Source organism: Microbacterium sp. (assembly GCF_051953575.1).
Classification (GTDB): Bacteria; Actinomycetota; Actinomycetes; order Actinomycetales; family Microbacteriaceae; genus Microbacterium.
This window is the reverse complement of record NZ_JBQCIP010000316.1, coordinates 75,522-101,156: the sequence shown is the minus strand read 5'-3', so window position 1 is coordinate 101,156 and position 25,635 is coordinate 75,522. Positions and strand designations below refer to the sequence as shown.

General features: G+C 69.0%; 23 protein-coding genes and 2 tRNA genes. 9 read left to right on the top strand and 16 right to left on the bottom strand.

What is annotated here, in order from left to right; genetic code table 11:
- Positions 1 to 34 precede the first annotated feature (34 nt).
- On the top strand, positions 35 to 736 hold the full coding sequence (locus tag ACTHNQ_RS20630) for a GntR family transcriptional regulator (RefSeq protein ID WP_440335786.1): 702 nt from the start codon (positions 35 to 37) through the stop codon (positions 734 to 736).
- A gap of 44 nt (positions 737 to 780) precedes the next feature.
- Here ACTHNQ_RS20630 and ACTHNQ_RS20625 read toward each other — a convergent pair.
- From ACTHNQ_RS20625 to galU, 4 genes are all read right to left on the bottom strand, one after another.
- A tRNA-Ala gene (locus tag ACTHNQ_RS20625) sits at positions 781 to 856 on the bottom strand.
- 66 nt (positions 857 to 922) lie between these two features.
- Positions 923 to 1,894: a large exoprotein gene (locus ACTHNQ_RS20620; RefSeq protein WP_440335785.1), complete on the bottom strand. Its 972-nt coding sequence runs from the start codon at positions 1,892 to 1,894 to the stop codon at positions 923 to 925.
- 86 nt (positions 1,895 to 1,980) lie between these two features.
- Entirely contained in the window at positions 1,981 to 2,610 is a 630-nt protein-coding gene (locus ACTHNQ_RS20615; protein WP_026305693.1) for a GNAT family N-acetyltransferase, read from the bottom strand.
- Positions 2,611 to 2,633: 23 nt separating this feature from the next.
- Positions 2,634 to 3,521 carry a UTP--glucose-1-phosphate uridylyltransferase GalU gene (gene galU / locus ACTHNQ_RS20610; RefSeq protein ID WP_440335784.1) on the bottom strand — a complete coding sequence of 296 codons (888 nt, stop codon included), beginning with the start codon at positions 3,519 to 3,521 and terminating at the stop codon, positions 2,634 to 2,636.
- An 82-nt stretch (positions 3,522 to 3,603) separates the two neighbouring features.
- Here galU and ACTHNQ_RS20605 point away from each other — a divergent pair, with 82 nt between their 5' ends.
- Genes ACTHNQ_RS20605 through mscL form a run of 3 tightly spaced genes read left to right on the top strand, consistent with a single transcriptional unit; the run spans position 3,604 to position 4,964 of the window.
- A complete protein-coding gene (locus ACTHNQ_RS20605; RefSeq protein WP_440335783.1) occupies positions 3,604 to 4,200 on the top strand; it encodes a 5-formyltetrahydrofolate cyclo-ligase in 597 nt (198 codons plus the stop codon).
- Between the two features lie 22 nt (positions 4,201 to 4,222).
- Positions 4,223 to 4,504 carry an FmdB family zinc ribbon protein gene (locus ACTHNQ_RS20600; RefSeq protein WP_018172477.1) on the top strand — a complete coding sequence of 94 codons (282 nt, stop codon included), beginning with the start codon at positions 4,223 to 4,225 and terminating at the stop codon, positions 4,502 to 4,504.
- 43 nt (positions 4,505 to 4,547) lie between these two features.
- Positions 4,548 to 4,964, top strand: coding sequence for a large conductance mechanosensitive channel protein MscL (gene mscL / locus ACTHNQ_RS20595; protein WP_440335782.1), 417 nt, complete (start codon positions 4,548 to 4,550; stop codon positions 4,962 to 4,964).
- Between the two features lie 10 nt (positions 4,965 to 4,974).
- Here mscL and ACTHNQ_RS20590 read toward each other — a convergent pair whose 3' ends face one another.
- Together ACTHNQ_RS20590 and ACTHNQ_RS20585 are read right to left on the bottom strand one after the other, a co-directional pair.
- Positions 4,975 to 5,175 (bottom strand): hypothetical protein, encoded by a 201-nt coding sequence (locus tag ACTHNQ_RS20590; protein ID WP_440335781.1) that lies wholly within the window; start codon positions 5,173 to 5,175, stop codon positions 4,975 to 4,977.
- Complete coding sequence (locus ACTHNQ_RS20585; RefSeq protein WP_440335811.1) at positions 5,162 to 8,884, bottom strand: AAA family ATPase; 3,723 nt, start codon at positions 8,882 to 8,884, stop codon at positions 5,162 to 5,164. The genes ACTHNQ_RS20590 and ACTHNQ_RS20585 overlap by 14 nt, the downstream gene beginning before the upstream one ends.
- 210 nt (positions 8,885 to 9,094) lie before the next feature.
- Between ACTHNQ_RS20585 and ACTHNQ_RS20580 the strand changes: the two genes are divergently transcribed.
- The 3 genes from ACTHNQ_RS20580 to ACTHNQ_RS20570 all read left to right on the top strand — a co-directional run bounded on the left by ACTHNQ_RS20580 (position 9,095) and on the right by ACTHNQ_RS20570 (position 11,188).
- The gene (locus tag ACTHNQ_RS20580; RefSeq protein WP_440335780.1) at positions 9,095 to 9,715 is read left to right on the top strand and encodes a methylated-DNA--[protein]-cysteine S-methyltransferase; all 621 of its coding nucleotides are present in this window, start codon (positions 9,095 to 9,097) and stop codon (positions 9,713 to 9,715) included.
- A gap of 119 nt (positions 9,716 to 9,834) precedes the next feature.
- Positions 9,835 to 10,755 carry a response regulator transcription factor gene (locus ACTHNQ_RS20575; protein ID WP_440335779.1) on the top strand — a complete coding sequence of 307 codons (921 nt, stop codon included), beginning with the start codon at positions 9,835 to 9,837 and terminating at the stop codon, positions 10,753 to 10,755.
- A gap of 79 nt (positions 10,756 to 10,834) precedes the next feature.
- Positions 10,835 to 11,188: a histone-like nucleoid-structuring protein Lsr2 gene (locus ACTHNQ_RS20570; RefSeq protein ID WP_440335778.1), complete on the top strand. Its 354-nt coding sequence runs from the start codon at positions 10,835 to 10,837 to the stop codon at positions 11,186 to 11,188.
- A 69-nt stretch (positions 11,189 to 11,257) separates the two neighbouring features.
- On the opposite strand, the gene pntB is transcribed toward ACTHNQ_RS20570, so the two are convergent.
- Together pntB and ACTHNQ_RS20560 are read right to left on the bottom strand one after the other, a co-directional pair.
- On the bottom strand, positions 11,258 to 12,679 hold the full coding sequence (gene pntB / locus ACTHNQ_RS20565; protein WP_440335777.1) for a Re/Si-specific NAD(P)(+) transhydrogenase subunit beta: 1,422 nt from the start codon (positions 12,677 to 12,679) through the stop codon (positions 11,258 to 11,260).
- Complete coding sequence (locus tag ACTHNQ_RS20560; RefSeq protein WP_440335776.1) at positions 12,676 to 14,229, bottom strand: Re/Si-specific NAD(P)(+) transhydrogenase subunit alpha; 1,554 nt, start codon at positions 14,227 to 14,229, stop codon at positions 12,676 to 12,678. The genes pntB and ACTHNQ_RS20560 overlap by 4 nt, the downstream gene beginning before the upstream one ends.
- Positions 14,230 to 14,460: 231 nt before the next feature.
- Here ACTHNQ_RS20560 and ACTHNQ_RS20555 point away from each other — a divergent pair, with 231 nt between their 5' ends.
- The gene (locus ACTHNQ_RS20555; protein ID WP_141893904.1) at positions 14,461 to 14,742 is read left to right on the top strand and encodes a Fe-S cluster assembly protein HesB; all 282 of its coding nucleotides are present in this window, start codon (positions 14,461 to 14,463) and stop codon (positions 14,740 to 14,742) included.
- A gap of 53 nt (positions 14,743 to 14,795) precedes the next feature.
- On the opposite strand, the gene ACTHNQ_RS20550 is transcribed toward ACTHNQ_RS20555, so the two are convergent.
- On the bottom strand, positions 14,796 to 15,635 hold the full coding sequence (locus ACTHNQ_RS20550) for an endo alpha-1,4 polygalactosaminidase (protein WP_440335775.1): 840 nt from the start codon (positions 15,633 to 15,635) through the stop codon (positions 14,796 to 14,798).
- A 65-nt stretch (positions 15,636 to 15,700) separates the two neighbouring features.
- On the opposite strand from ACTHNQ_RS20550, the gene ACTHNQ_RS20545 reads away from it, so the two are divergent.
- Positions 15,701 to 15,772: transfer RNA gene (locus ACTHNQ_RS20545), tRNA-Arg, on the top strand.
- 209 nt (positions 15,773 to 15,981) lie between these two features.
- Here ACTHNQ_RS20545 and ACTHNQ_RS20540 read toward each other — a convergent pair.
- The 7 genes from ACTHNQ_RS20540 to ACTHNQ_RS20510 all read right to left on the bottom strand — a co-directional run bounded on the left by ACTHNQ_RS20540 (position 15,982) and on the right by ACTHNQ_RS20510 (position 25,557).
- Positions 15,982 to 17,112 carry a tyrosine-type recombinase/integrase gene (locus ACTHNQ_RS20540; RefSeq protein ID WP_440335774.1) on the bottom strand — a complete coding sequence of 377 codons (1,131 nt, stop codon included), beginning with the start codon at positions 17,110 to 17,112 and terminating at the stop codon, positions 15,982 to 15,984.
- Between the two features lie 418 nt (positions 17,113 to 17,530).
- Positions 17,531 to 18,025: a DnaJ domain-containing protein gene (locus ACTHNQ_RS20535; RefSeq protein ID WP_440335773.1), complete on the bottom strand. Its 495-nt coding sequence runs from the start codon at positions 18,023 to 18,025 to the stop codon at positions 17,531 to 17,533.
- A complete protein-coding gene (locus ACTHNQ_RS20530; protein WP_440335772.1) occupies positions 18,022 to 18,543 on the bottom strand; it encodes a hypothetical protein in 522 nt (173 codons plus the stop codon). The genes ACTHNQ_RS20535 and ACTHNQ_RS20530 overlap by 4 nt, the downstream gene beginning before the upstream one ends.
- A 46-nt stretch (positions 18,544 to 18,589) precedes the next feature.
- On the bottom strand, positions 18,590 to 21,685 hold the full coding sequence (locus ACTHNQ_RS20525) for a helicase-related protein (RefSeq protein ID WP_440335771.1): 3,096 nt from the start codon (positions 21,683 to 21,685) through the stop codon (positions 18,590 to 18,592).
- Entirely contained in the window at positions 21,682 to 23,484 is a 1,803-nt protein-coding gene (locus ACTHNQ_RS20520; protein ID WP_440335770.1) for a phospholipase D family protein, read from the bottom strand. Before ACTHNQ_RS20520 ends, ACTHNQ_RS20525 begins: the two co-directional genes overlap by 4 nt.
- Positions 23,477 to 24,694, bottom strand: coding sequence for a DUF6361 family protein (locus ACTHNQ_RS20515; protein WP_387145406.1), 1,218 nt, complete (start codon positions 24,692 to 24,694; stop codon positions 23,477 to 23,479). The genes ACTHNQ_RS20520 and ACTHNQ_RS20515 overlap by 8 nt, the downstream gene beginning before the upstream one ends.
- A 2-nt stretch (positions 24,695 to 24,696) precedes the next feature.
- A complete protein-coding gene (locus ACTHNQ_RS20510; RefSeq protein WP_387145403.1) occupies positions 24,697 to 25,557 on the bottom strand; it encodes a restriction endonuclease in 861 nt (286 codons plus the stop codon).
- Positions 25,558 to 25,635: the final 78 nt, after the last annotated feature.

Here is a 25,635-nt window from a genome sequence, read left to right as displayed (position 1 = left end):
CGGTATACCACTACGGTGCACCAGAACGGACGCGATGAACACGGCGAACGAGAGCGGCCTGTACGACAGGCTTCGCACGGCGATCCTCTCCCTCGAGCTCATGCCCGGCGAAGGGCTGAGCGAGCGCGGCCTGGAGTCCCTGCTCGGGGCGTCGCGCACCCCCATCCGCGCCGCGCTGATGCGACTCGAGAACGAAGGGCTCACCCAGCGCGAGGGCCGCGGCTGGCAGGTCGCGCCGATCGATCTGACCGAGATCCGCGCCGTGATGGAGTACCGCGAGGCCGTCGAGGCCGCGCTCGTCGAGCACGTCGTCGAGCGCGCCGACGACGCCGAGCTCGCCGCCCTCCGCGCCATCGCCGATGCCCACCACAGCCACGACGACGAAGAGGCCGGGCTGCGAGACGGGAGCGAGTTCCACCTCGCCCTCGCGCGCCTGTCGCGCAACCCGTTCCTGGCCGAGGCGATCGGCAATGCGCTCACCCGGTTGAGCCGCACCCGATGGCTCGAGGTGCGCACCCCCGAGTCCCGGGCGCAGGCGCGCGCCGAGCACCTCGAGATCGCCGCCGCCGTGGCCGATCGCGATGCCGAGCGGGCACGACGACTCGTCGTCGCGCACAGCAGGGGCACGCGCGACCGCCTGCTGACCTCGCTCGAAGAGGAGCGCCGCCGGCTGCGCGGACGAGGTGTCGCCATCATCGAGTCCTCGACGGCGCCGCCGGCGCTCAAGGCTGTCTGAGACGCAGAAGAGCCCGCCGGATTCCGGCGGGCTCTTCGGTGTTCTGGTGGACCTGAGGGGAATCGAACCCCTGACCTCCTCGATGCGAACGAGGCGCGCTACCAACTGCGCTACAGGCCCGTGAACCTCGAAAACACTATCACGGGTCGAGGTGTGGTCCGAATCAGCGCGGGGCCCGGGCGCGCCTCACGCGCCCGCTGCGCGGCGCGTCAGCAGCTCGCGCACGTGCGCCTCGATCTCGGCGTCGTCGACGTACCCCATGCGCGCGTAATCCGTGCCGGACGAGGCGGTCCGGGCTGTGCGCGCGGTCTCGATCGACGCGGGCCGCTGCTCCTCCGCGCGCGCCCGCATGGCCTCTTCCAGGGCCGCCTGCCGCAGCGCCGCGCGAGCGGCCTGTGCGTCGAGGACCGCGGCGGCACGCGAACCTGCGGAGGCGGTGAGCGGCTGCGGCAGCGGTCGCGGCTCCCACGCCCGCTCCTCCGCCTCGAGCTCGACGTCCTGCACCGCCGCGACGCGCCGCGGGGCGGCATCCACCGCGCGTGCAACGGCGCGCTCCGCGACCCGCGAGAGCCGATGAAGGACGAGAAGGGATGCCGCCGCCAGCCCGACACCGGACCACAGCAGGGTCTGCACGCCGGTCGTGACGGTCTCGTAGACGCCCCAGGCGGCGAGGCCCAGGCCGAGGACGCCGACCATTGTCGCCGCGAACCGGAAGCGTCGCCGGGCGCGGGCACGGCGGGCCGCGGGCAGGGCGCGGGCGGCTGCGACCTCGGCGCGAGCGGCGGCTTCGGCGGCTGCGCGCTCGGCACGGGCGCGCTCCAGGTCGACGCGCGCGGCCGCCTCGGCGGCGACACGCTCCGTGCGGGCGACCTCGAGGTCGGCCTTCGCGCCCTCGAGCGCCGCCTGCTCGCGCTCGGCGAGCGCGCGCTTGGCGAGCTTCTGCTGAGCCGCGGCCGTCCGCGCGTTGAGCTCCAACCGGACCTCTTCGGGCGTCTCACTCGTCTCGGCGAGCACCCGCAGCGCCTGGTTGAGGCGCACCGCGTTGCGCTCGGCGGCGTCGTACTGACGCCTGCTGTGCCATGTCGGTAGCAGATACACCAGCCACAACGCCGCGGCGACGAGAACGATGACTCCCCCGCCCAGTACCTGCCCGCCCATGCACTACACGGTAACGCGGCCTGAAGCTGCGGACACACGCATCCGCTCGCGTGTCGCGGGATGCGCGGACGCCGGTGTCCGGGCCCTTATGCGTGCAGGCGGTCCGCGGGAGGCACCGTTGCGGCGTCCACCGGGGCCCTACCGGACACCCACCGCTGCAGCACGCCCTCCGGCACGTCCTCCCGCACGAGGGCGAACGCGTAGTGATCGCGCCAGTCGCCGTCGATGTGGATGAAGCGCCGGCGCAGTCCCTCGTAGCGGAAGCCGAGCTTCTCGACGACGCGCAGACTCGCCCTGTTCTCCGGCCGGATGCAGATCTCCATGCGATGCAGCCGCAGCTCCGAGAAGCAGATGTCGGTCGCGAGCGCCACCGCGGTGGGGGTGATGCCCCGGCCGGCGAACCGCTCGCTCACCCAATAGCCGATCGTGGCCGATGCGAGCGACCCGCGGGCGACACCCCACACGTTGAGCTGACCGGCGATCTCGCCCTCGTGCTCCATGACGAAGGGCACGCCGACCCCGTCGCGGTACTGCTGCAGCAGTCGCCGCACACCGACCCGCATGTCGAACGACACGGGGCCGTCCGGGCTCGTCGCCTCCCACGGGCGCAGCCAGCCGCGGTTGGCCAGCAGCTCGTTCTGCAGCACGCGGGCGTCGCGCTGCTTCACGAGCCGGATCGACACCGGCCCATGGCTGCGGGGAGCCGTCAGATCCACGAGACTCCCTCGAACGGGCGGCGTCAGAGGTTCGCCGCGAACTCCTTGAACCAGGGACGCAGGTCGGGACCGAGGTCTTCGCGATCGACCGCGAGCTGCACGATGGCCTTGATGTAGTCCACCCTATCGCCGGTGTCGTAGCGGCGGCCACGGAAGACGACGCCGTACACGCCGGGGCCGTCCGGATCCGCGGCGAGCTCCTGCAGCGCGTCGGTGAGCTGGATCTCGCCGCCCTTGCCCGGCTCGGTGCGCTCGAGGATGTCGAACACGGCAGGGCTCAGCACGTAGCGGCCGATGATGGCGAGGTTGGAGGGGGCGTCCTCGGCGCTCGGCTTCTCGACGAGGCCGTTCACCTTGACGATGCCGTCCTGGTCGGTCGCCTCCGCCGACGCGACGCCGTAGAGGTGGATGTGCGACGGGTCGACCTCCATGAGGGCGATCACGGCGGCACCCGTGCGCTGGTGCTCGGCGATCATCGTGGTCAGCAGCTCGTCGCGCTCGTCGATGAGGTCGTCGCCGAGCATGACGGCGAACGACGCGTCGCCCACGTGCGCCTTGGCACGCAGCACTGCGTGACCGAGACCCTTCGGCTCGCCCTGACGCACGAAGTGGATGTCGGCGAGGTCGCTGGACTCCAGCACGCGGTGCAGGCGATCGACGTCGCCCTTGTCCTTCAGCTTCTCTTCGAGCTCGGGCACCGAGTCGAAGTGGTTCGAGATCGCGTTCTTGTTGCGTCCGATGATGACGAGGATGTCGTCGATGCCGGCCTGCGCGGCCTCCTCGACGACGTACTGGATCGCGGGCTTGTCGACGACCGGCAGCATCTCCTTCGGCATGGCCTTCGTCGCGGGGAGGAAGCGGGTGCCGAGGCCTGCGGCCGGGATCACGGCCTTGATCGGGGGATGAGACATTGTCCGAGTCTATGCCGCAGGCCCCGGGTGTCCCTACTCCGGCGCAGACGCCATGTGCTGACCGCAACGTAGAATCGACGGCATGTCCGACGCGATCGCCGACGCCAAGCGCGCCCTGCGCGCCGATCTGCGCGAGCGACGCCAGCTGCTCTCCGACGCAGCTCGCGAGAACGCCGAGGCCGGTATCCACGCCCAGCTCGACGCCCTCGTCGCGCAGCACGGCGCGCGGTCGATCTCCTGCTTCCTGTCGACCATGGCCGAACCGGGCACGCGTTCGTTCGTGAAGGATGCCTCGGCCCGCGGCATCCGCGTCCTGCTGCCCGTCACCCGCACCGACGGACTCCTCGACTGGGCGGTGGCGACGCCCGACGGCGACATCGCCGAAGGGCTGTTCGGACTGCCCGAGCCCGTCGGAGAGCTGCTCGGCCCCATCGCGCTGAACGATGTCGATCTGCTCGTCGTCCCGGCGGCCGCCGTCGATCGCACCGGCATGCGGCTCGGCTGGGGACGCGGCTTCTACGACAAGACCCTCGGGTCCATGGAGCGCTGCCCGCCCGTGTACGCCGTCGTGTACGACTCCGAGGTGCTCGACGAGGTCCCGAGCGACGTCCACGACCAGCGCGTCACCGGGGTCGTCACCCCCACGCAGACCATCACCCTCGCGCCCGCGCGGCGCTGAACCCGAACCCGCGAGAGAACCCATGCCCACCTACGCCTACGCCTGCAAGCAGTGCGGTCACCGCTTCGACGCCGTCCAGTCCTTCGCCGACCCCACCCTCACCGAGTGCCCCGAGTGCGGCGGGCCGCTGCGCAAGGAGTACGGCTCGATCGGCGTGACGTTCAACGGCGCGGGCTTCTACCGCACGGATTCGCGCGCCGGCGCGAAGAGCTCGGGATCGGATGCGTCGGGTGGCGCCTCCTCGTCGACTTCGACATCATCGAAGTCCGAGGCGAAGGCCTCTCCCGCGTCCTCCGGAGCCTGAACCGGAGCCCCATCGGCGCGGGACGACACCCAGGGGGGTACCCGTGATCAAGGGCTTCAAAGAGTTCATCCTGCGTGGGAACGTCATCGACCTCGCGGTCGCTGTCGTCATCGGCGCCGCATTCACGGCGATCGTCAACGCGATCGTGAATGGGCTCATCAATCCGCTCATCGCGCTGATCTTCAACGCGAGCAGCCTGGACGCGGTCGGCTGGACCGTCGTCAACATCAACGGCGAGAAGGTCTTCTTCGGCTTCGGCATGATCGTGGGCGCGATCATCAACTTCCTCGCGGTTGCCGTCGTGGTCTACTTCGTGTTCGTCTACCCCATGAACCGCATCAAGGAGCGCGCTGCCGCCCGTGCGGGGGTCACCCCGGCCGACGAGGAGCCGAAGCTCCCGACCGAGCAGGAGCTGCTCGTCCAGATCCGCGACCTGCTCGAGAAGCAGCCGGGTCGCTGACGGAACGCGCCTAGTAGTGCGGGGGGACGTCGCGGCGCATGCGCTCGTCGTTCGGCCCCGAGGAGCCTGTGGATGCCGCGGCCGCGTCGGTCGCGGCATCCGTCGTCTCATCGCCCGGCGTCGGTTCGGCCGTGGTCCCGGGGGCGGGGGTCAGCTTCGCGCGGCGTGACCCCGTGACCCGTTCGATGCGCTGACGGTCACTCGACGACATCGATCGGCTGCGTCTCGTGGTCGACCCGCGGGGCGTCCGGCGGCACACCGAGCATGGCGGCGATCCGCTGGGCGACGTCGGCCGGGTCGCGGTACAGGTCGAACGAGTGCACGCGGACGTAGTGCCACCCGAGGCGCCTGAGCACCTGCGGCCGCAGTCGCAGCGACTCGCGCAGCGATTCGCCGACCGTCTCGGGGTCGCTCTCGACGACGACGGCCTTGCCGTCGTACTGGGCCACCAGCGGCAGGAGGCCGCGGTAGTGGACGTCGACGGACAGCCCGGCGCGACGGAGCTCACGGGCGAGCGCGCGTGTCAGCGGATCGGCGAGGTCTTCGAGCCGCGCCTCGCGCGAACGGGCGGCGAGGTTCCCCAGGATCGACATGAGGGTGGCGGCGCCGTACTCCAGGCGCCCGTCGTCGAACGCCGACGGCCGGATCGACGACACGATGACCATGGAGCGCCGGGCGCGGGTCATCCCGACCGTGAGCAGGCGCTCGCCGTCGGGGGTCGACAGGTCTCCGAAGTCGCTCAGCACCCGGCCGTGCTTTGTCAGCCCGAAGCCGAGCGAGAAGATCACGCGGTCGCGGCTCTCGGCGACCGACTCTTCGAGGGTCAGCACGGCGAACGGCTCGGCGGTGTCGCGCGAGACGAAGTCGGCGACGTCGGAGCGGCCGACGAACGCGGCCTCGACCGCGGCACGGATGCGCTCGGCGTGCCGCGCGCTCGCTGTGACGACCATGAGGGATTCGGTGCCGCGGTTGACGGCATGCTCGACGACGAGCGTCACCACGCGGGCGACCTCGGAGTCGGGGCTCTCGACGGCACCCGTCACCGGATCGGGCGCACCGTGACCGCCCTCGACGTAGTCCACGGCGAGGCTGCCGCGCCCGAGGTACGACCCGGCCCACGGCAGCGACACGAGCTCGCCGCCGTAGAACGCGTCGTTGACGAGCGCAGCCAGATCCTCTCCGCCCGCGCGGTAGCTGCGTGTGAGCGTCTCGACGGGGAACAGCTCGGCGAGCCGCTCGAACACGCTGGTGCCGTCGAACGGGGTCTCGTCGGCCTCCGCCTCCTCCCCCGCCGGCGGGGTGGAAGGAGCGGGGGTGCCGGAGGCCACCACGAACGGGGTCGGCTTCTGCGTGACGGGGTCGCCGAACGCGACGACCTGGGTGGCCCTGCGCAGCGCAGGAGCGGCCTCCGCGAGACACAGGGCGCCGGCATCCGCCAGCACGACGACGTCGAACGCCGCCTTCGCCGGGATCCGCGGAACCTCGTACGGCGAGGCGAGCCACACCGGAGCCAGCGTCCGCGAGAGGGACGGCGCCACGGTGAGCAGCTCGGCGGGCGTCACCGCACCGCGCTTGAGCGCCTGCTTGAGCGCGGCTGCCTCGTCGGCGTGATCCACGATGCCGATGCGCCATTGCGTGGCCAGCTGCGCCGCCAGGAGCGGACCGGATGCCGCCGCATGAGCCTCGTCGACGAGACGGAAGTCCCTCTCCAGACGATCGACGACGGCGGTGTTGGCACCGAGCACGGCACGGTCGGTCCGCAGCACCAGCTCCAGGGCGGACTGCCACCAGGCGAACTCGAGCTCGGCCGCGACCCGGTCCTCGGGCACGTGGCGCACCGAGAGCTCCAGCAGCAGGGGCTCCAGGCCGAGAGTCGCCAGTTCGGAACGCAGCGTCGCGCGCTCCTTGAGGTTGTCGAACACGTCCGAGTCCGCCGCGAGACCGGCGAGGGTGCGCACCAGGTGCTTGACCGGCAGCGAACCGAGGCGCTCGGCGCCGGTGCGGCCGAGGACGGCGTCGAGCTCGCCGAGCTCGGACTCCACGCGGTGCCACGCGACCTGCACGTCGCCGAGTCCGAGCGGCACCTCGGGGGTCACGCCCGCCTCGACGTAGCGCTGCCATTCCGTGCGCTGCTGCTGGATGCGCACGAGCGCCTCGTACATGTCGGGCACGTGCACGCCGGGGCGCAGGTACTCGCGCGACAGCCGGCGCAGTCGGCGACGGTTCGCGCCGTTCATGTCGGGAGAGTCGCGCCGGGCGGCGTGCGCCTGGATGAGCTCGCCCAGCGGCCGCTCGAAGACCGTCATGCTGAACTTGTCGAGCGAGTCGCGGATGCCCTGCATGAGGCGCAGGTAGACACCCAGCTCGTCGACGGTCTGGAAGGGGCGCATGCGGGTCTGGCCGACGAGCTCGTAGCCGCGCTCCAGCAGGGTCGGAAGGTCGCTCCGCTGCAGCTTGCCCGCGAGGCCGTGCGCGGCGCGCGCCTGCTCCACGGTCGAGAAGGTGACGCCGTACCACGGCGAGTCGTCGGGGCCGAAGCGGAACTCCCCCAGCCGCGCCGCCGCCGCGAGCTTCGCCGCGGCCTCGGAACGCGTCGTCGCCAGCCGCTCGAGGGCCTCCGCGTCGAAGCGCGCCTCGGTCGCCGGTGCCGCACCTGATTCGGCGAGGGTCGCGAGCGCGCGCAGGATGTCGAGCACCGACACGCCGAGTGAGGGATGCGGGTCGGTGACGGCCGCCCGGTAGTCCCCGAGCACGCCCCGCAGGCGCACGAGCGCGTCGTCGATGTCGGCGACCTTCGGCGTCTCGGCCTTCTCGTTGCGGCCGATCGCGCGGATGAGGTCGCGCTGCAGACGATCCGGCGAGACGGCGAGCCCCGGAAGGCCGATGCCGGCGAGGCGGTGGCGGACGCCGTCCAGGGTCGAGCGTCGAGCGCTCACGACGAGCACGTTCTTGCCCGCCCGGACCAGCTGGCCCACCGTGTTGATGACGGTCTGGGTGCCGCCCGTGCCGGGCAGCGTGTGCACGACGATCGACTGACCGTCGGCGATGCGCGCCAGGACTCGTTCCTGCTCGGAGTCGGCGTCCAGCAGCAGCGTGTCCGCGGCGGGCGGACGGTGATCGGGGCTGGTCAGGACGGGCGCGTCGCGGCGGATGGTGAGCGCTTCGCGGTCCGAGACGTGGCCCGCCAGTGCGTTGAGCACAGGATGGTCGAGGTCGGCGGCATCCGCTGCCATGCTGCCGCCGACGTCGGCGAAGGTCGAGACGAGCAGCCGCGGCTTGACCGCGTAGCTGTCGATCGACGCGGTGAGGGCCCGCAGGTGGTCGATCACCGGCTGCGGCTTGAAGAGGCCGCCTTCGTACGCGAGGGCGGCGAGGCCGCCGGCGTCGATCGCGATGCCGAAGTGCTGTCGCATCGCGCGCACCAGCTCGGGGTTGACCGAGAAGGTCCCGTGCAGCTTGAGCTCGAAGTCGCCGTGGTGGCGGCGGATCGCGAGGGGACGAAGCAGCACGGGCGCGCTGCACACGAGGCCGCCGAGGCGCCAGTTGGCCAGTCCTACGGCGAGCCGGACGGTGTCGAGGCCGCGCGTCGTGCGCAGCTCGAGGTCCTTCGCGGTGATGCGCTGGGCGGCCAGCCGTGCACCCCGCAGGGCGACCTCGTCGCGGAAGAGGTTCGAGAGGAGCGTGGAGCGGCCGGTGATGAACTGCGGCAGGCTGCCCGGGTGCGCCTTGGTGATCTCGATCGCCGCGTCCTGGCCGTCCACGAAGTGCTGCAGCGTGGAGCGGCCGCCCAGCGCGGCGGCCTGCAGCCGCAGGCGATCGCGCTCGGGTTCGGCGATGTGCACGACCGTCACGTCGGGGTCGGCGAGCCCGAGGTCGCCGGGGGTCACGACCACCCCGCGTTCGGCGTCCTCTGCGCCCAACACGGCGCTCCGCTCTGCTCGCCACACACGAGCCACCCTAAGCGGAGCGTGCGCGGGGTACTTGCAATGGACCTGAGTTTCGCGGTATTGGACGGGCGGCCGAGTGGCCTCTCCTCCCCAGCAGGGGTGTTCACGGGCCGTATCCGCCGCCGTCCCCCGGTCGCGCTCCGAGCCGCCCGTCGGGTGGGCGGCTCGCGCCAGGATGGTCGCATGACCCCGACGGATCCGCCCCGCTACCGCGTCCACCCGTCGCCGATCGGCGACATCCTGATCGTCGCCGCAGACGACGCCATCGTGACCCTCCACCCCTTCGACGGTCCGCTCGACGCCGAGATCGAGCGGGTGTCGCTGCAGCTGCGCGTGGCCCCCGTCCCGGCGGATGAGGCGGATGCCGCGGCCGCCGCATCCGCTCTGTTCGAGGCCGCGACGACGCAGCTCGACGAGTACTTCGACGGCGCGCGCACCGCTTTCGACCTCCCGCTCGACTGGAGCCTGGTCCGCGGCTTCACCCGCGCCGCACTGCAGGCGGTGTGCGACATCCCCTACGGCGAGACCGCGGGCTACGGCGAGGTCGCGATCACGGCCGGCGCGCCACGGGCGGCTCGCGCGGTGGGCACCGCGTGCGCGACCACCCCGTTCTCGATCGTCGTCCCGGTGCACCGTGTCGTCCGAGCCGACGGCTCGCTCGGCGAATACGGCGGCCGGCCCGACGTGAAGCGCTTCCTCATCGACCTGGAACAGAGACAGTCCGCGCCTGACGAGACGGCGACAGGACTGAGCATCCCTCCCGCGCCGCCGGGCGCCCGGGAGGCGTGGACCGCGGACGAGTAGGCCGCCCGCAGCAGACGGGGTCCGGGCGCGCCCGGACCCCGTCTGGACGATGCCGCCAGTGATAAGGTCGACGCTACGAAAGGCGGCGAGGACGCCGTCACCCCCGGAAGCAGGTAGTCGTGGGCGCGTCCCTCCCACACAACGCACCGGTCCCCGGTAGACGATCGGGGGACCGTGCTGCCTTCGGCGCACCCGATGACGACCAGAGCGACGTCCAGGCCCTCGACCACGCCGTCGCCGAACTGGTGCGTCGCACCCGCTTCCCTGTCGCGTTCGGCGGCCTCGTCCTCGACGGCGCGATCCACGTCACCTCCATCCACGGTGCACGCACCCACAGCCTCGACGGCCTTGTCGTGGAGGCCGCGCGCGGCCTCGGCGGACGCGCTCTCATCGAGAAGCGCCCCCGGCTCGCGATCGACTACCGCTCGGCGCGCAGCATCACCCACGACTACGACGGCGCCGTGCTCGGCGAAGGCATCGCGACGCTGTTCGCAGTGCCGATCCTCGTCTCGGGGCGCGCGCGCGGCGTCATCTACTGCGGCTCGTGGGCCGAGGCCCCGGTGGGCGACGTGGTCGCACGCCCCGCCTTCGCCGTGGCCGACGAGCTGTCCAGCGAACTGAGGATCCGTGAAGAGGTACAGCGCCGGCTGGCGCTGGCGCGCACCCCGGCGACATCGCCGGCGCTGCCGGCCGCCACCCGCGAAGGGCTGCGCGAGAGCTACGCCGAGCTGCGCAGCATCTCGGCGATCATCGGCGACCCGGTGGTGCGCGCCCGGCTGGACCGCCTCGAACAGCGCCTCACGGCGCTCTCGCAGGACCCCGTCGAGCAGCCGGTCGAGCTCGACGTGCGACTGTCGCCGCGTGAGCTCGACGTGCTCGCCTGCGCGGCGCTGGGGTCGACCAACGCCGAGATCGCCACGACTCTGGACCTCAAAGAGGGCACCGTCAAGTCCTATCTGCAATCGGCAATGGCGAAGCTGGATGCCTCGACCCGGCATGCCGCGGTCGTCATGGCCCGCCGCGCCGGAATTCTTCCCTGACACTTCTGCGCGACCTTTCTCGGCGCGTCGTCGCGAATTGATTGCCGACGACGAATTGCATTGCGTATTGTGAATGTCTATGGCCCGAAAAATCATCCACCAGCTCGTCGATGACGTCGACGGCACCGTTCTCGAAGCCGGAGACGGTGAAACTGTCCTTTTCTCACTCGACGGCGTCGCCTATGAGATCGACCTCTCCGCCGACAATGCCACCGCCCTGCGCGAAGCCCTGGCGGCCTATACATCCGCCGGACGCCGCGTGAGCTCCGGCCGGTCGACCACCTCGGCACCCGCCTCCGCCGGCGGGCGCCGCCGCGCCGGTCAGCGCGATCTCGGCGTCGTCCGCGAGTGGGCGAAGGCGAATGGCTTCAAGGTCTCGGAAAGGGGCCGGGTTCCGGCATCCATTGTCGAGGCATACGACGCCGCGCACTGATCTTTGTGGGCAAAAGGCCCCCATTCGCGATCCTTTCGCGAGTGGGGGCCTTTCGCCGTATATCAGAACTCAGACGGCGATACGTGAGAGCTGCATGAGAATCTCGTCCACCTTGTCTTTCGCGTCTCCGAAGAGCATCTGCGTGTTCTCGCGGTAGAAGAGCGGATTGGCGACACCGGCATATCCGGATGCCATCGACCGTTTGAAGACGATCACATTCGCCGCCTCCCACACGCGCAGGACCGGCATCCCGGCGATGGGGCTCGACGGGTCCTCGGCGGCGGCGGGGTTGACCGTGTCGTTCGCGCCGATCACCAGGACGACATCTGTGCGCGCGAGGTCGTCGTTGATCTCGTCCATCTCGAGCACGATGTCGTACGGCACCTTGGCCTCCGCGAGCAGCACGTTCATGTGACCCGGGAGGCGGCCGGCGACGGGGTGGATGCCGAACCGCACGTCGACGCCGCGCTCGCGCAGCTTCTGCACGAGGTCGGCGACCCCGTGCTGCGCCTGCGCCACCGCCATGCCGTAGCCGGGCGTGACGACGACGGTGCCCGCGCCCGCGAGCATCTCGGCGGCGCCGGCGGCGTCGATCTCGCGGTGCTCGCCGTGCTCCTCGTCGCCGCCCTTCGGCGCCTCGATGCCGAACCCGCCCGCAATGACCGACAGGAACGACCGGTTCATCGCCTTGCACATGATGTAGCTGAGGTACGCGCCCGACGAGCCCACGAGGGCGCCCGTGACGATCAGCAGATCGTTGTTCAGCAGGAATCCCGCCGCGGCCGCGGCCCACCCCGAATAGCTGTTGAGCATCGAGACCACGACCGGCATGTCGCCGCCGCCGATCGACGCGACGAGGTGCCAGCCGAGCGCGAGCGCCAGCAGCGTCACGAGCACCAGCAGCCACAGCTCGGGCGTGAGGACGTACCAGACCGTCAGCACGACGAAGAGGACGAGGGCGCCGACGTTGAGCACGTTCTTGCCCGGCAGCATGAGCGGCCTGGACGAGATGCGCGCCGACAGCTTGAGGAACGCCACGATCGACCCCGTGAAGGTCACGCCGCCGATGAAGACGCCGATGAACACCTCCGCGTGATGGATGTCGGCGAGGGCCCCTTCGAGTCCGACATCGAACAGCGCCCCGTTCCAGCCGACGAGCACCGCGGCGAGGCCGACGAACGAGTGCAGCAGGGCGATGAGCTCCGGCATCCCGGTCATCTGGACGACCCGCGCACGCCACAGTCCGATCGCACCGCCCACCACGACGGCGATCACGAGCAGCACGAGACCGGTCGTTCCCTGCGGCGTCCCCCACGCTCCCGCAGCGGTCAGCCACACCGTCGCCACGAGTGCGACGATCATGCCCACGATCCCGAAGGTCACACCCCGGCGACTGGTCTCGTGCTTGCTGAGCCCCGCGAGGCTCAGGACGAACAGGAGCGCGGCGACGACATAGGCCGCGCCGGCGACGGCACCTGCGACGGCGATCATCGGGCGTCGCCCTTCTGGAACATGGCGAGCATGCGGCGCGTCACGGCGAAGCCGCCGAAGATGTTGATGCTGGCCAGCAGCACCGCGACCGCGGCGAGGATCTGGACCGTCAGGTCGGGCAGGGTGATCTGCACCATGGCGCCGACGACGATGATGCCCGAGATGGCGTTGGTGACGCTCATGAGCGGCGTGTGCAGGGCGTGCGCGACGTTTCCGATCACGTAGAACCCGACGACGACCGCGAGTGTCAGCACCAGGAAGTGCTGCGGCAGCGGGGGCGGTGCGAACGCGCACACCGCGAAGAGGGCGACGATCCCCGCCGCGACGAGGCCGGTGCGGGCGCCGGGCGACATGGCCGAGCGGGCCGGACCGGCGGTCGCCGGTGTCGAGGCCGGCGTGGACGCCGGCGAGGCAGCCGACACCTGGACGGGCGGCGGCGGCCACGTCACCGCACCGTCACGGACGACGGTGACGGTGCGCTGCACGACGTCGTCGAAGTCCAGGTGGAGCACCCCGTCTTTGCCCGGCGTGAGGAGCTTCAGCAGGTTGACGAGGTTGGTGGCGAACAGCTGCGAGGCCTGCTGCGGCAGGCGTCCGGCGAGGTCGGAGTAGCCGAGGATCGTGACTCCGCCGGGCGTCACGACCCGCTCCCCCGCCACCGAGCCTTCGACGTTGCCGCCTTGGGAGGCCGCCATGTCGACGATGACGCTGCCCGGCTTCATGCTGGCGACGTCGGCGGCGGTGAGAAGCCGGGGCGCCGGACGCCCGGGGATGAGCGCCGTCGTGATGATGATGTCGACGTCGGCGGCCTGCTCGGAGTAGATCTCGGCGGCACGCCGGTCATATGCCTCGCTCGTGGCCTTCGCATAGCCGTCGGCCGACACCTGCTTCGCCTCGTCGGGCACGACGACCTCGAGGTACTGACCTCCGATGGAAGCGACCTGGTCGGCCACCTCGGGGCGGGGATCGGTCGCACGCACAATGGCGCCGAGACTGGATGCCGCACCGATGGCCGCGAGTCCGGCGACGCCCGCGCCCGCCACCAGCACCTTCGCGGGCGGCACCTTGCCCGCCGCCGTCACCTGTCCGGTGAAGAAGCGTCCGAACTCGTGGGCCGCCTCGACGACCGCGCGGTAGCCGGCGATGTTCGCCATGGAGCTCAGCACGTCCATCGACTGTGCGCGCGAGATCCGCGGCACCGCATCCAGGGCGATGGCGGTGATGCCGCGCGTCGCGAGTGATGCGACGAGGTCGGGCCGCAGCGCCGGGCTCAGCAGGGCGACGAGGGTGGCTCCGTCGGCCAGCCGATCGATCTCGTCCGGTGTCGGCGCGTCCACCTTCAGCACCACCGGTGACGCCCAGGCCTCGGCCGCGTCGACCACCGTCGCTCCGGATGCGGCGTAGGCGGCATCCGGGAACGACGACGCCGCCCCCGCCCCGGCTTCGACGACGACGTCGTAGCCCAGGGCGATGAGCTTGGGAACGGTGGTGGGGGTCGCTGCCACCCGGTTCTCTCCGGGCGCTTCGGCGACGATGCCAATGCGGGTCATGCGTGCCACGATGGCAGACCGTCGCGCCGGTACGCCACGTAAGTCGCCCGACACGGTGTGAGAAAGCGTCGAACTTTCGAATCCGATAAGGATCAGCACGTGGCCGCGCGGGCCGTCCACCGAAAACGTGGGAGCTTCCTCCGAATGGGGCCGGATCGGCGCGTACGGGTTGCGGATGGGCGGCGATCTCGGAATCGTGGCCCGTCCACAGCCGAAACGGAAAGGAAAAGCATGCTCACGCTGACCCAGACCGCCGCCGAGGCCGTCAAGGAGATCGTCTCGCGGGTGCCCGCCGTCCAGGACGGAGGAGTCCGCATCCGCGACACGGGAGGCACCGGCGGATTCGAGCTGAGCGTCGCTCCCGACCCTCAGCCGGCCGACACGATCGTCGTCACCGACGGCGCCCGTGTCTTCCTCGATGAGACCGCCGCGATCGCGTTGGAGGACCGCGTGCTCGACGCCGAACTCTCTGACGACGGCGCCGTGCGCTTCGCCCTCGCCACTCAGGGCTGACGCCCGCACCTCGGGCCCCGGCATCCGATCTTCTGGATTGGATGCCGGGGCCTTCACTGTTCGGGCACCTCCGGGCCGTCGCACACGGCGAACACGTAGGCGTTGTCATCGGGGCCGACGAGTTCCCGGTCGCGGAGTACCAAGGCCCCAGGAGCCGAAGGATCGGCGCACGCGGCGGCGAAGTCGACGCCCGTGTCGGAGTACTCGACGCCGATCACATGGTCGCCGTAGGCATCGGCGTACAGGCCGCATTCGTCGTATACGGCACACTCCTCGGCCAGCGCGAAGTCGAATCCCGCGGACTTCTTGAGCATTGCGGCATCTTCGGCGGCGTTCTTCTGACCCGCGGCGAGTCCGGCATCGTGAGCCGCGTCGACGAGGAGCTCCGCCAGCGCGAGATTGTCGTCGAGCGTCAGAGCGCCGTCGCTGCGCTCGTACGTGTCGAGGTTGTCGAACTCGACGGCATCGAAGCCCGAGTCGGCGCAGCCTCTGATCCACCCGGCGACGATGCCCGCGATCTGTTCGCGCTTCGCCGCTGACGACGTGTCGAGCAGCGCCTCGTCCGGCCAGTCCGGATCGAAGACCAGATCGCCGTGGGCATCGTGCAGGAGCGCGTTCGGCGGCCACGCGTCCAGCTGTCCGGGCTGGGTCTGGAAGCCGTTGACGTAACAGATCGAGTACGCGTCCGGCGCAGGCGCCGCCGTGCGATCCCGCACCACGATGCCGACGCCTGCGGGTACGTCGTACGCGGCGCCGAGCTGGTAGTCCGGGGCGGCGCCGGCAGGCGGGAGGTCGATGGGTGGCGGGGTTTCGGCGGCGCAGGCCACGAGGCCCGCGCAGAACAGGACCGCGACGACAGCGCCCGCCAGACGGGTCGGTCGGCGGCGGATCACGAAGTGAGGGTACATGCAGACGATGTCGGGTCAGCGACGCGGGTCGCCGTAGACTGTGACGGCCAGCCTCTGTAGCTCAATGGAAGAGCAGTTCCGTCCTAAGGAAACGGTTGGGGGTTCGAGTCCCTCCAGGGGCACAGTCTTTTTTTGTCTCTGACCAGGTATTTCTTCTGTGGTCAGACCACTCAGAATGCGTTCTTGCCCGCTTTTTGCCCGCATTCTGAAATTTCGGCATACCGAAAATAGCCGTCCTCAATTGCCTGCGAGCCACGTCTGAGAGCGCCAAAATCGAGCGTTTCGGGCGAAATCTGCCTCGTCGAAAGACTGAGCAATCTGCTCTCTGGGGTCACTGGGGTCGGGCGTAGCGGGTCTGCGGACCCGAGGGCAGCGCCACCAGCGGCATCTGGTCGTTCAGTCGGGTCGCGACGGCATCCAGATCGTCGTCGAAGAGATCGGCGTAGGTGTCCAGCGTCATCGCCGCCGACGCGTGGCCGAGCATCCGCTGCACGGCCTTCACATTCGCGCCTGAACTGATCGCGAGTGACGCGGCGGTGTGGCGGAGGTCGTGAGGCGTGAGTCGAGGGATCGATGGATCGAACTCCTGCGCGCGGCGGACCGCGTTCGCGAACCATCCTTTGCTGCCGGAGTTGCGCATGTGGTTGACGCCATCGCCGAACAGCAGTCCCTCGGGCCCCTTGCCGGCGCACGCCTGCTCGATCATCGGCGCGAGACGCTCCGGGTACGGCACCGAGCGCTTCTCGTGCGTTTTGGGTGTGCCGACGTGGATCTCGTACGCGATCATCACCGCGTTCTCTTCGATGACGAATCGCCGGCGCAGCTTGTTCACGCTACGCACCCGCAGCCCTGTCGCCTCGCCCCAGCGGAGACCTGTATACGCCAGCGTCAGGACGAGCGTCGGATACGCCGAGCACGCCGCCAGCGTCGCAACCTGATCGTGCGTGAGGTAGACGCGACGCTTGCCTGGCCCGCGGCGAGGAAGGCTGCGCACGTGCCGAGCCGGATTGCTCGCGAGGCGGCGATCGTCGATCGCGACGTCGAGGATGCCGGCGAGCACTCCCAGGGCGCGAATCACGACGGTGCGTGACTTCTGCGTCGCGAGGTCGGAGACCCAGTCCTGGACTTCGGAGCGACGGATCGACGAGATCTCTCTGTCGGCCCAGACCGGCGCGACATGGTTCTTCCACGCCCGTTCGAGCGTCATGTAGTACGAGGGCTTCGACATCGGCGGCTGCTTGGATCGCAGCCAGCTGTCCGCGAACATCCGGACGGGGACCCGCGACGAGGACGGGTCGATGTACTCCCCCTTCGACTTCGCCACCGTGACCATGGAGAGGTAGAGCTTCGCCTCACGCATCGTCGTGAAGCCCCGCTTTTCCGCCTCGGTGCGATCGGGCTTGCGATAACGCACGCGGTAGCGGCGGCCCTTCGCCGATTCGTATGGGGTGATGCTGCCCATCTCGACCTCCGATGCATGCCGGGTTCAGGGTCACTCTCGGGCCAGTGTCGGACACTGATCGGATGCCGTCAATGCGGCCGGTGAGAGATGTGGATAGATGGCGGAGGACGTCGTCAACTGGCGTTGAGGTGGAGGGCGCCTCCCTCCGACGCCGGCAGTGTAGCGATCGACCGCGGCTCCGTTCTCGCCGCTCACTCCTTGCAGACTCCGCGCTGGCGCGCGTCGCTTAGCAGCCGTTCGACGACGAGCACTGCGCCGCGCCCGATCGCTGAATCGGCTGAATGTCGGAGCAAGGCTCATCTTGGTCGCGCGCCGTCTCGACGAATCCGGCGGGGCCGCCGCGCCACCGCCACCGCGCTAGTCGAGTGGGACCCAGCGGTCATCCTCTCTCTGTCTCGGCCCGAAATCCTCAGATCGATCAGATGGAGTTGGCCGCGATGATCGTTCCACCAACAAGAGCGACGACGACGAAGCCGAGTGTGGACCAGACGATGACCCGGGTCCAGTCGACATAGCGGGGCGATCGAACACCGGGCCCGAACCCGGCCGCGTCCGTCCATGCCACAAACTCGTCAAATCGCATCGTGACACGAGGTGGGGGCGGAGTCGCTTGTGGCGACCCCGAGGCTGTCGGTGGGGCCATGCGCGGGCCCGCCGACGAGCGCGTCGGCTTCTGTTCACCGGGCCGCGGCGGTTCCTTCCGCAGCGGGTCACTGACGTAGCGGACAAGGATGTCGCGGGCCTCGCGCGCGTTGTGGAACTCTCGGCCAAGCCGCGCTCGATCTGCGTCATCGGCGTCCGGATGGAGATCGGGATGCAGCGCCCGCGCTCGACGCCGGAATGCGTCGCGAATCTCCTCGACGGATGCCGCAGTCGTGACACCGAGGTGGGCCCGCGCTTCATCCAGGGTCATGTCATCGCCGTCAGATAGCGCTGGTACTCGCGTGTGAGTCGCTGCTGCCGGCCGTGTTGCGCCACGACCGCGAACTCTGCGAGCAGCGTCTTCGACATCCGGGCCTTGAGCGACTCGTGAACGATGAGAAATCCCAGCGACGCCGCCGCAGCGGACCACGCAACGATCCGGAGCATCGGCGAGAATCCTAAGAACGCGGCGCCGACGAATGCCACGAGCCACAGTGCCGCACACCAGTTTGAGAGACGGGCCCAGATCGCGATCGAGGCGTAGTACGCCCCGGTCGTCTGCACCCACAGCTTGTTCGGTACCCAATACCGCCACTCTGACGGCGCCGCGGCCACGCTCGGTACGGGAGTCCAGCCCTCCGGAGGCTGCCACAGCGCGTTGTCCCGAATCCACTTGTCGGTCGGGCTCGGCCAGCCTGGCGGCACGCGAAAATCCGCAGGTACTCCGGGCACGCGGATCCGCTTCGATCGTCCGATCAACGTCGTCGTCCTCCCCAGAAAACGGGACATCGTCGCCGCCAGACTAGCGCGTCGTGCGGCGAAGCCAGATACCGATTTACGACTGCCGGCGAGGCGGTCTGAGGTCGATCGTCGGCACCGACTCACCGTCTACGCCGCGCTTTGCGAGCATGTCGACCATGTCCTCCTGGCGAGGCTGGCCCAGCGTCAACCGGTAGAGCGTTAAGGCGCTGCGCAGTCGCTCGTACTTGGCGATGTCGCGGCTGAGTGGATACTGCGCGATCACGCGGTGAATGCGTGCCGAACCCGGGTAGAGCCACCAAGGGGAAAACTCGCCGAGCTCATTCTCGACGTCCGCCGCCGCATCGAAGGCGACCTGCCACGCGCGCACGTCGTCGGATGCCAGCACATCGGGCCAGTGCGACCCAGCGACATTCTTGCGGACGGCGTGACCCGCGAAGCGGTTGACGCGGCCTTCGCGCTGCTCGAAGTCCACCGGATTCGAGGGGAGGTTCCAGTGCACAACGGAATGGCTCCACCAGTGAAAGTCGATCCCTTCCTGACCAACGCTGGTCGACGCAAGCACGAAGGGTGCGAACGGGCTGTTGAACGCGGCCCGCACCTCGGCCTGGCGCACCCCCGACGTGTCATCCGACTCGGTGGCGTACTTGCCGCCGTACCGCAGTGCGAAGCGCGCCATCATGGGAATCTCGTCACGTGCCGTCGTGTTGTCGCGAGCGACGTACCGGGCGGGGCGAAGCTCCATCGACTCGACCGTGCGGCGAGCGAGAGCCGCGAGCCCGGCATCGTCGAGGTCGCCGCCGCCGGTTTCGCTGAGTAACTGGTACATGTATTCGTCCATGACGGCCTGCAGGTTGCCGTCGGCGCAGTAGTCGAGCACGCTTCGCCAAAACGGTTGCTCATCGCCGTACAGCGTGACAAGCAGCGCGATCGATTCGGTGCGGTTGAAGAGCGTACGGATGCCTCGCACGAGTTCGAAAGCGGCAGCCCAGAGTCCGTCGGGGGTGACGCTGGGCCCGGCAACGGTGCGCAGTGCGCGCCACGCAATGTTCCCGGGCGAGTGGACGGCCATGCGTGCGAGGTCGGGGTGTGAGAGGACACCGTTCGACGACGGTTCCAGCGCCAGCCGGACGTGCTCCAGGAGGCCGCCGATGCGGCCCTCCTCGGCGCGAGACTCGACTAGCCGCTCTGCTGTCGCCGATTCGAGTTCTGCCGGCAGCATCCCGGGATATGCGAACACGGCGTCCGCAACCTGGTCCGTCTCCGAACCTGTGGTGAGCTTCGCGTCGACGGTAGCGAGCAAAGTATCTGCCACCACGGTCGCGCCGGCGGTTCGTGCGGCTCGCAGGGGATCACCGAGCTCGGCCAGACCCGGGTGGGGCCAGAACAGTGCGAGTGTCGACATTGCGGCCGGCCGGCCTTCCGCCAGCCGGTACTGCAGGCGTGCGCCCACCGCCTTTCGGGCATCGGGTGTGTTCTCGCGGAGGAGGGCTCGATCACCCGCCGCGAGGCGGTCGGCCTCGTAACTGAGCAACGATGCGATCGCGGTGGGCACTCCGGTCCAGGCCGAGAACACCACGTGCTTTGTAACCGATCCGTCCGACAACGGTGTGTAAATCGGTCCCGGTTGCAGATAGGGCATCGTCGGCGGGACCCACAGCAGTTTCCACCATCCGCGCTCAAGCGTCTCGTCAGCCAGGGCACGCAAGTGTCCGTTGCCGAGGTCGACGGGCTCAAATGCGGCGACCGCGTCTGTTTCGAGCGACCGAGTCGTCGCAAGAACGGAGCCGACGTTCTCCGCGTCGGGTCCCTCCAATGCGGCTTTGACGCGATCTGCCGCCTTGTACCCATCCATGAAGCTAGCGAAGTAGGGAATCGACTTCCAATACTCGAGGTCGATCGGCGAATCGACGATGCACCCAAGCGCACGCAATGATGCCCACTCACGGAGGTCGGCTGATGTTGGGGATCCGGTCGCCAGGTGCCGCACGGCGACGAGGTCTTCGCGCTCACCGATGGGTGGTCGCTCTGACCTCGTCATCAGCGGCGTCAGTGCATCGCTGACACGGCGAGCCGAGGCTGCCGCGTCACCGCCAACTACGAGTGACTGACGGTATGCCGCCAGCGCCGCGGCGACCTCTCGTTCGGCACCGGGCGCGCCGCCCGCGAGGAAGCGCACTGTCGCGAGGAAGTCCTGATAGTGGTCATCCTCGGCGTCGTCGCTGTTGGTGAACGGCTTGTACGGCGTTGCTGAGAGCAGGAGAACCTTCGCATCAGGATGCTCGAACAACGCGTGGGCCAGTTCGGCGGCGTCGCCGGATTCCGGGTTGAGCAAGTGCCGGAACCGCTGGAACTCATCGAGGATGATGAGGTCCGGCTCCAGGGTGTCGACACCGGCCTTGGCTAGCGACTGGCGGAACTCGGCGATGAGGTCGTGGTTCCGACGCCAGAGCTCACCCGGGACAGACTGCTTGCGTCGAACCTCGTCGCGGAGCGCGATAAAGCGGTCAAGGGAGCCGTCCGCTTCGATCATGCGAGTGAACGCAGTCACGATCCGCGGGTCAGGCTCATCAGCGAGTTCGCGCAGCAGCGGCTGGACGTACCACTGGTCGAACCTCTTGGCCGTCTTCACCGTGCCGTGCATCAGCAGACGCGTGACCCGTCGGTCCGAGTCAGTGCGGTTCGCGATCTTGTCGAGAATCACGGTCAGCATCGCGCGCTCCGGCGCCGACCCCTGCCGCCACCCGCCTTCGCTGAACGACGTGCCCGGCGTGAATGAGACGAGGTTGACCTTCTTGCCGACGTCCGCCGTCTTCTCCGAAAGGCGCCGACTCTCCTTGGCGAGCAGCGTGAGCCGGGTCGCCATGCCGATGTGCTTGTCGCCCGTGACGTTCAGCCGGCGCAAGTTCTGCGTCGCGAGGTCGACGTTGCTGCAGACATAGACGATGTCGATGCGGTCGACGTGGTCAACGTCCTGCAGGTGCTCGATCGCCCTCGCGATCACACCGCGCGCGACGATGCTCTTGCCGAGTCCCGTTTCGTCAGCGACGAGAAACCGACCGGATGCTTCACTGGACGCCGCGCCGTAGAACCGCTCGATGACGTGATCGACGGCATCCCGCTGAAAGCCCTTGAGCCCCGCCATGACGGCGTCGACGTCGACAGCGCTCACCCGTGACCTCCGGACAGTTCGAGGTGCGCTGACCAGACCTGACTCCACAGCTCGTCGAAACCATCAGGCAGTACGGCGTCTTCGTCGTGCTCGCGCAGGTAGTCGATGATGCGCCGAGCATCGGCGAGCCCGCGATGGCCCTCACCCACGGCGCGGACGAGTGCCTCGAACAGACCGGTGCCGGTGCCGGAGGCATCCGCGGAGCCGAAGAAGCCGGCCGCGCCGGAGCTGGATGCCGCCAGCGTCCACGCACCGGACAACTCCAAGAGCAGCGTCAGGAGGCGCACGAACGCCGAGCGGTCGGTGAGCTGGCGCGCGATGATCGCATCGTGCCGGCTCTCGATGTCGTCGAGCAGCCGTGCGAGAACGATCGTGCGACGCTCGTTGCCGGCGTTGTCGCGAGCTACCAGGACGACGAAGGGGGTGATGTCGGCGAGCGGAATCCCCTGAAGCAGGACTCCCTCTGACTCGGCCGCGCTCACGATGCTGCTGCCCAGGTCAGGACGAGTGAGCAGGTGCCACCGTACAGAGACTTCGCCGGCGCGACTGGCCAAGCTCGACGTGACGGAATCGTCCGCCCATACCCGTAGCGCGTATGGATCCGCAGGGAGCACGCGGGCTGAGAAGCGCGCGCCCGCGAGAGCGCGCACAAAGGCTTCGAGCTTGCGCGCCGCCTCTTCCTTGGCATCCGGCTCGCTGCCTCCAGTCGTGACGTACTCCTCTTTCAGCTCACCGAGCGCATCCAGCGTCGCCTCCACCCCGACCTTCGGGATAGGTCCGACGAACTCGACCATCACCTCGACGTTGCTCTGCCAGCCGGCATCCGTTGCGTTCGCAGACCCGAGGAACACGTGAGCGCCGTCCAGACGATCGACGACGACGGCTTTCGCATGCAGGCCCGCGAGTCGGTCGCCGGGAGGGACGAACCCACCGTGGTCGTCAGCGTCGTCCGGGGAGTAGGTCGCGGCTTCGTCCAATACGTACGTCGAGAGCTTGGCATCGAGGGAGCCAGGCAGCAGCCGGTCGAGGCTCTCAGCGCGCGAGAGAACGTGCGTCTGCGTGCGAACGCCGGACCGCAGCATCCGCAGTCCGTCATCTGACAGGAACGGCGACACGATGAGCGCCCGCTTGCCGTGTAGGTCAGGTGCACTGGCGCCGGGTACGCCGAAGACGTGGAACGCGATGCTGCGCATCGGATCGGGCTGCTCCCAGACGACGTTGCGCCAGCGCTCAGCCAGCTCGTCGATGCGCGCCCGCCGGTTGGGATCGAGTTCGTGCACACCGAGCCACGGCAATCGGCGCAGCAGCTCGACAAGTGGACGGTTCACCGCGGCAGCTTCGCGCTTCTGTCCGTCGGCCGCGGGCTCACCGTCGAGGCGCACGATGACATCCCAACTGCGGTCGGCCGTGAGATTGCGGCTCGCGCACAGAAATCGGTAGGCGGTGCGCTCGCCCGCGCGATACTCCAGGAACCACACCTTCGGGTGGAACAGGCCACGGCGGAGCGCGACCGGGTGCACCATCGGCTCGAGGAACGCAACGAGGTCCGAGCGGGCGCCCATCGAGATCTCGCCGGCCTGGGCGAACACGTCGACGCGGTCGGCGGCGCGGCGAATCGCGTCGAGAACGCCGAGCGTGTCGTCTTGGGCTGACAGTCGATGCGAAGCGAACGAGAGTGGCACGGCCAGCGCAGTCGCGAGGTCGAGCGTGAACGTCGTGCCGACGGCGTGCTCGAGCTCGAATCCAGACGGCGGTTTGAGCTGCTCGGTGAGGGCCGCACGAGATTGTGGCTCAAGCATCCGTCATCTCCGGGGTGCGTTCGAGACCGTCATGGATGTCGAGCAGGATGCCGCGTACCTGCGGCCATCGGTACACCAGCGCGCCGGCGCCCGAGCTTCCGCCCCACGATGCCAAGCGTGGGCGATTGCCGAGCCGCGCCTGCGCGCCTTTGTGCTGCCGCTCGCGGCGGGTCATGAAGGTGCGGGCAGCCTCGCTGTCGACAAGCGAGTCCGCACCTTGCTCGACGAGGAGGTCGCGCCAGCCGCGGACGAATCGGCGGGAGTTGAGATTGATCGGCGACCCGCGCGTCAGTTCGACGCGGGCGAGCAGGGCATCGAGATTCCAGCTCGTCAGGTCGACCATCGCGGGCAGGTCGTCGGACCACCGGGCAAGACGGTCCCGGAATCCCTTGCTCGGATCGCTGAGGCGGTCGTACCCGGCATCCTGATACTCCTCGGCGAGCAGGAGGTTGTAGAGCAGCTGCGCGCCGTGCATCAGCGCTGAGAACGCGCGGGCGTCGACGAGCAGCTCATGGGCCTCGCCGTTGACGGCGATCGCCGCGGGATCGGCCCACGGTGCCGGACTCTCTGCAGACGGGCGCTCAACGGCCAGATGAGCAAACAGAGATCCGGTGGCCTCGTCGAGGATCCGGTCACGCAGCCACTCAGCTTCGTCTTGCTGGAGCGAGAACCCGTCAGCAATCGACTTCGGAAAGCCGTCGGGAGGCTGCGGGAGCGTCGTCGACCACGCGCAGAATCGGGCGCCCGAGGCATCGCCGAAGTCGTCTCCCGATATGCTCAAGCCGTCTAGGCGGAGGGCGTCATCGCGCGACAACGAGGCGTCCGTGAGGATGCCGTAGTGCCGCAGCATCGTCCAGTAGATCGCTGACGGAAGGTTCTTCAGCGCCTCGCCGGCCTGCATCCCGAGCAGTCCGGCGTAGTCGCCCGAGTCCCGCACCGCGTGGATGATGTCACGTTCGTAACGGTCGGCCTCCGCGGCGGGGTTCGGCCGACGCGCGGCCTTCTGGTACGCCCATGGCACGAACAGCAAATATCGTGCGCGCGTCAGCAGGGTCGAGGTGCCGGGGAAGAGTGAGTCGGCGATCGCGTCCCGGATCTGGCCGAGGCCGAGCTCGTCGCGACTCTCGCGCTCGGCAAAGAGACGGATAATGTCGCGCATGCGGCGCTGTTCTTCGCTCGACGCGTCGAGCCATGCGATGAGTGACGGCACGGCTATTCGAAGAAGTCCTCGTCGATCTCGACGATCTGCACGGTTTGCTTCGTCTGCACTCCGACGCCGTATCGAATCATCAGCGAGGTGAGCCTGTCTCCGTCGATCAAGATGATTCGCGTCGGTACGACCTCTGCATACTGACGTGCGCCGGGGCTGAATCGTCCTGTGGTGATGAACACCCCGCCGTCGGCCTTGCCGCTCAGTGCGCCGACGAAGCCCTGCACTTCTGGCCGGTTGACGGCGTTGTCGGGGGCATATCGCTTTGCCTGGACGTAGACGCGGCTGAGCCCCAGGGTGTCTTGGTCGATGACACCGTCGATGCCGCCGTCGTTCGACGCAGTCGTCACACGAGCCTGCCCTTCGGCACCGCCGTACCCCATCGCCACAAGCAGATCGACAACGGTCTGCTCGAAGAACGTCGGCGACTTCGCCAGTAGACGTGCGAGGAGCTCGGAGGCGACCTCCGCATGGATCTGCTTGATCCCCTGGTCGATGAGCTCTGCGGGGTTGAGCGACTCGACATCGTCCGTCGCATCTGCTGTGGGGCCGGGTACGCTGCGGGACCGGCGATAGCCGGTTACCTTCTCGACGTCGTCCCGCGTCACACCCGGGTAGCTGGCGAGCAGAGCCCGACCGTGCTCACCGATGATGTAGCGGCCGCGCTCGGGCCGCAAGAGCGCCTCAGCCTTGGTGAGATGTGAGATCGCCCACCCGACGCGGTTCGCGTACATCGGCTGCCCCGTGGTCAGGGTGACCTCGCGTTCGGCGTCAGTCAGCCCAACCTCGCTTGCTGCGGCCTCGGTGATCTCACTGCGATCACGGATTGCCCCATCACCCATCACTCGCAGAACCGGTGCCATGAATTCATGCCACTTGGGTATCGACAAACCTATGCTCCCTACGATTCAGCGTTCTCGCCGGCGCCGCCGCCGCGAGAC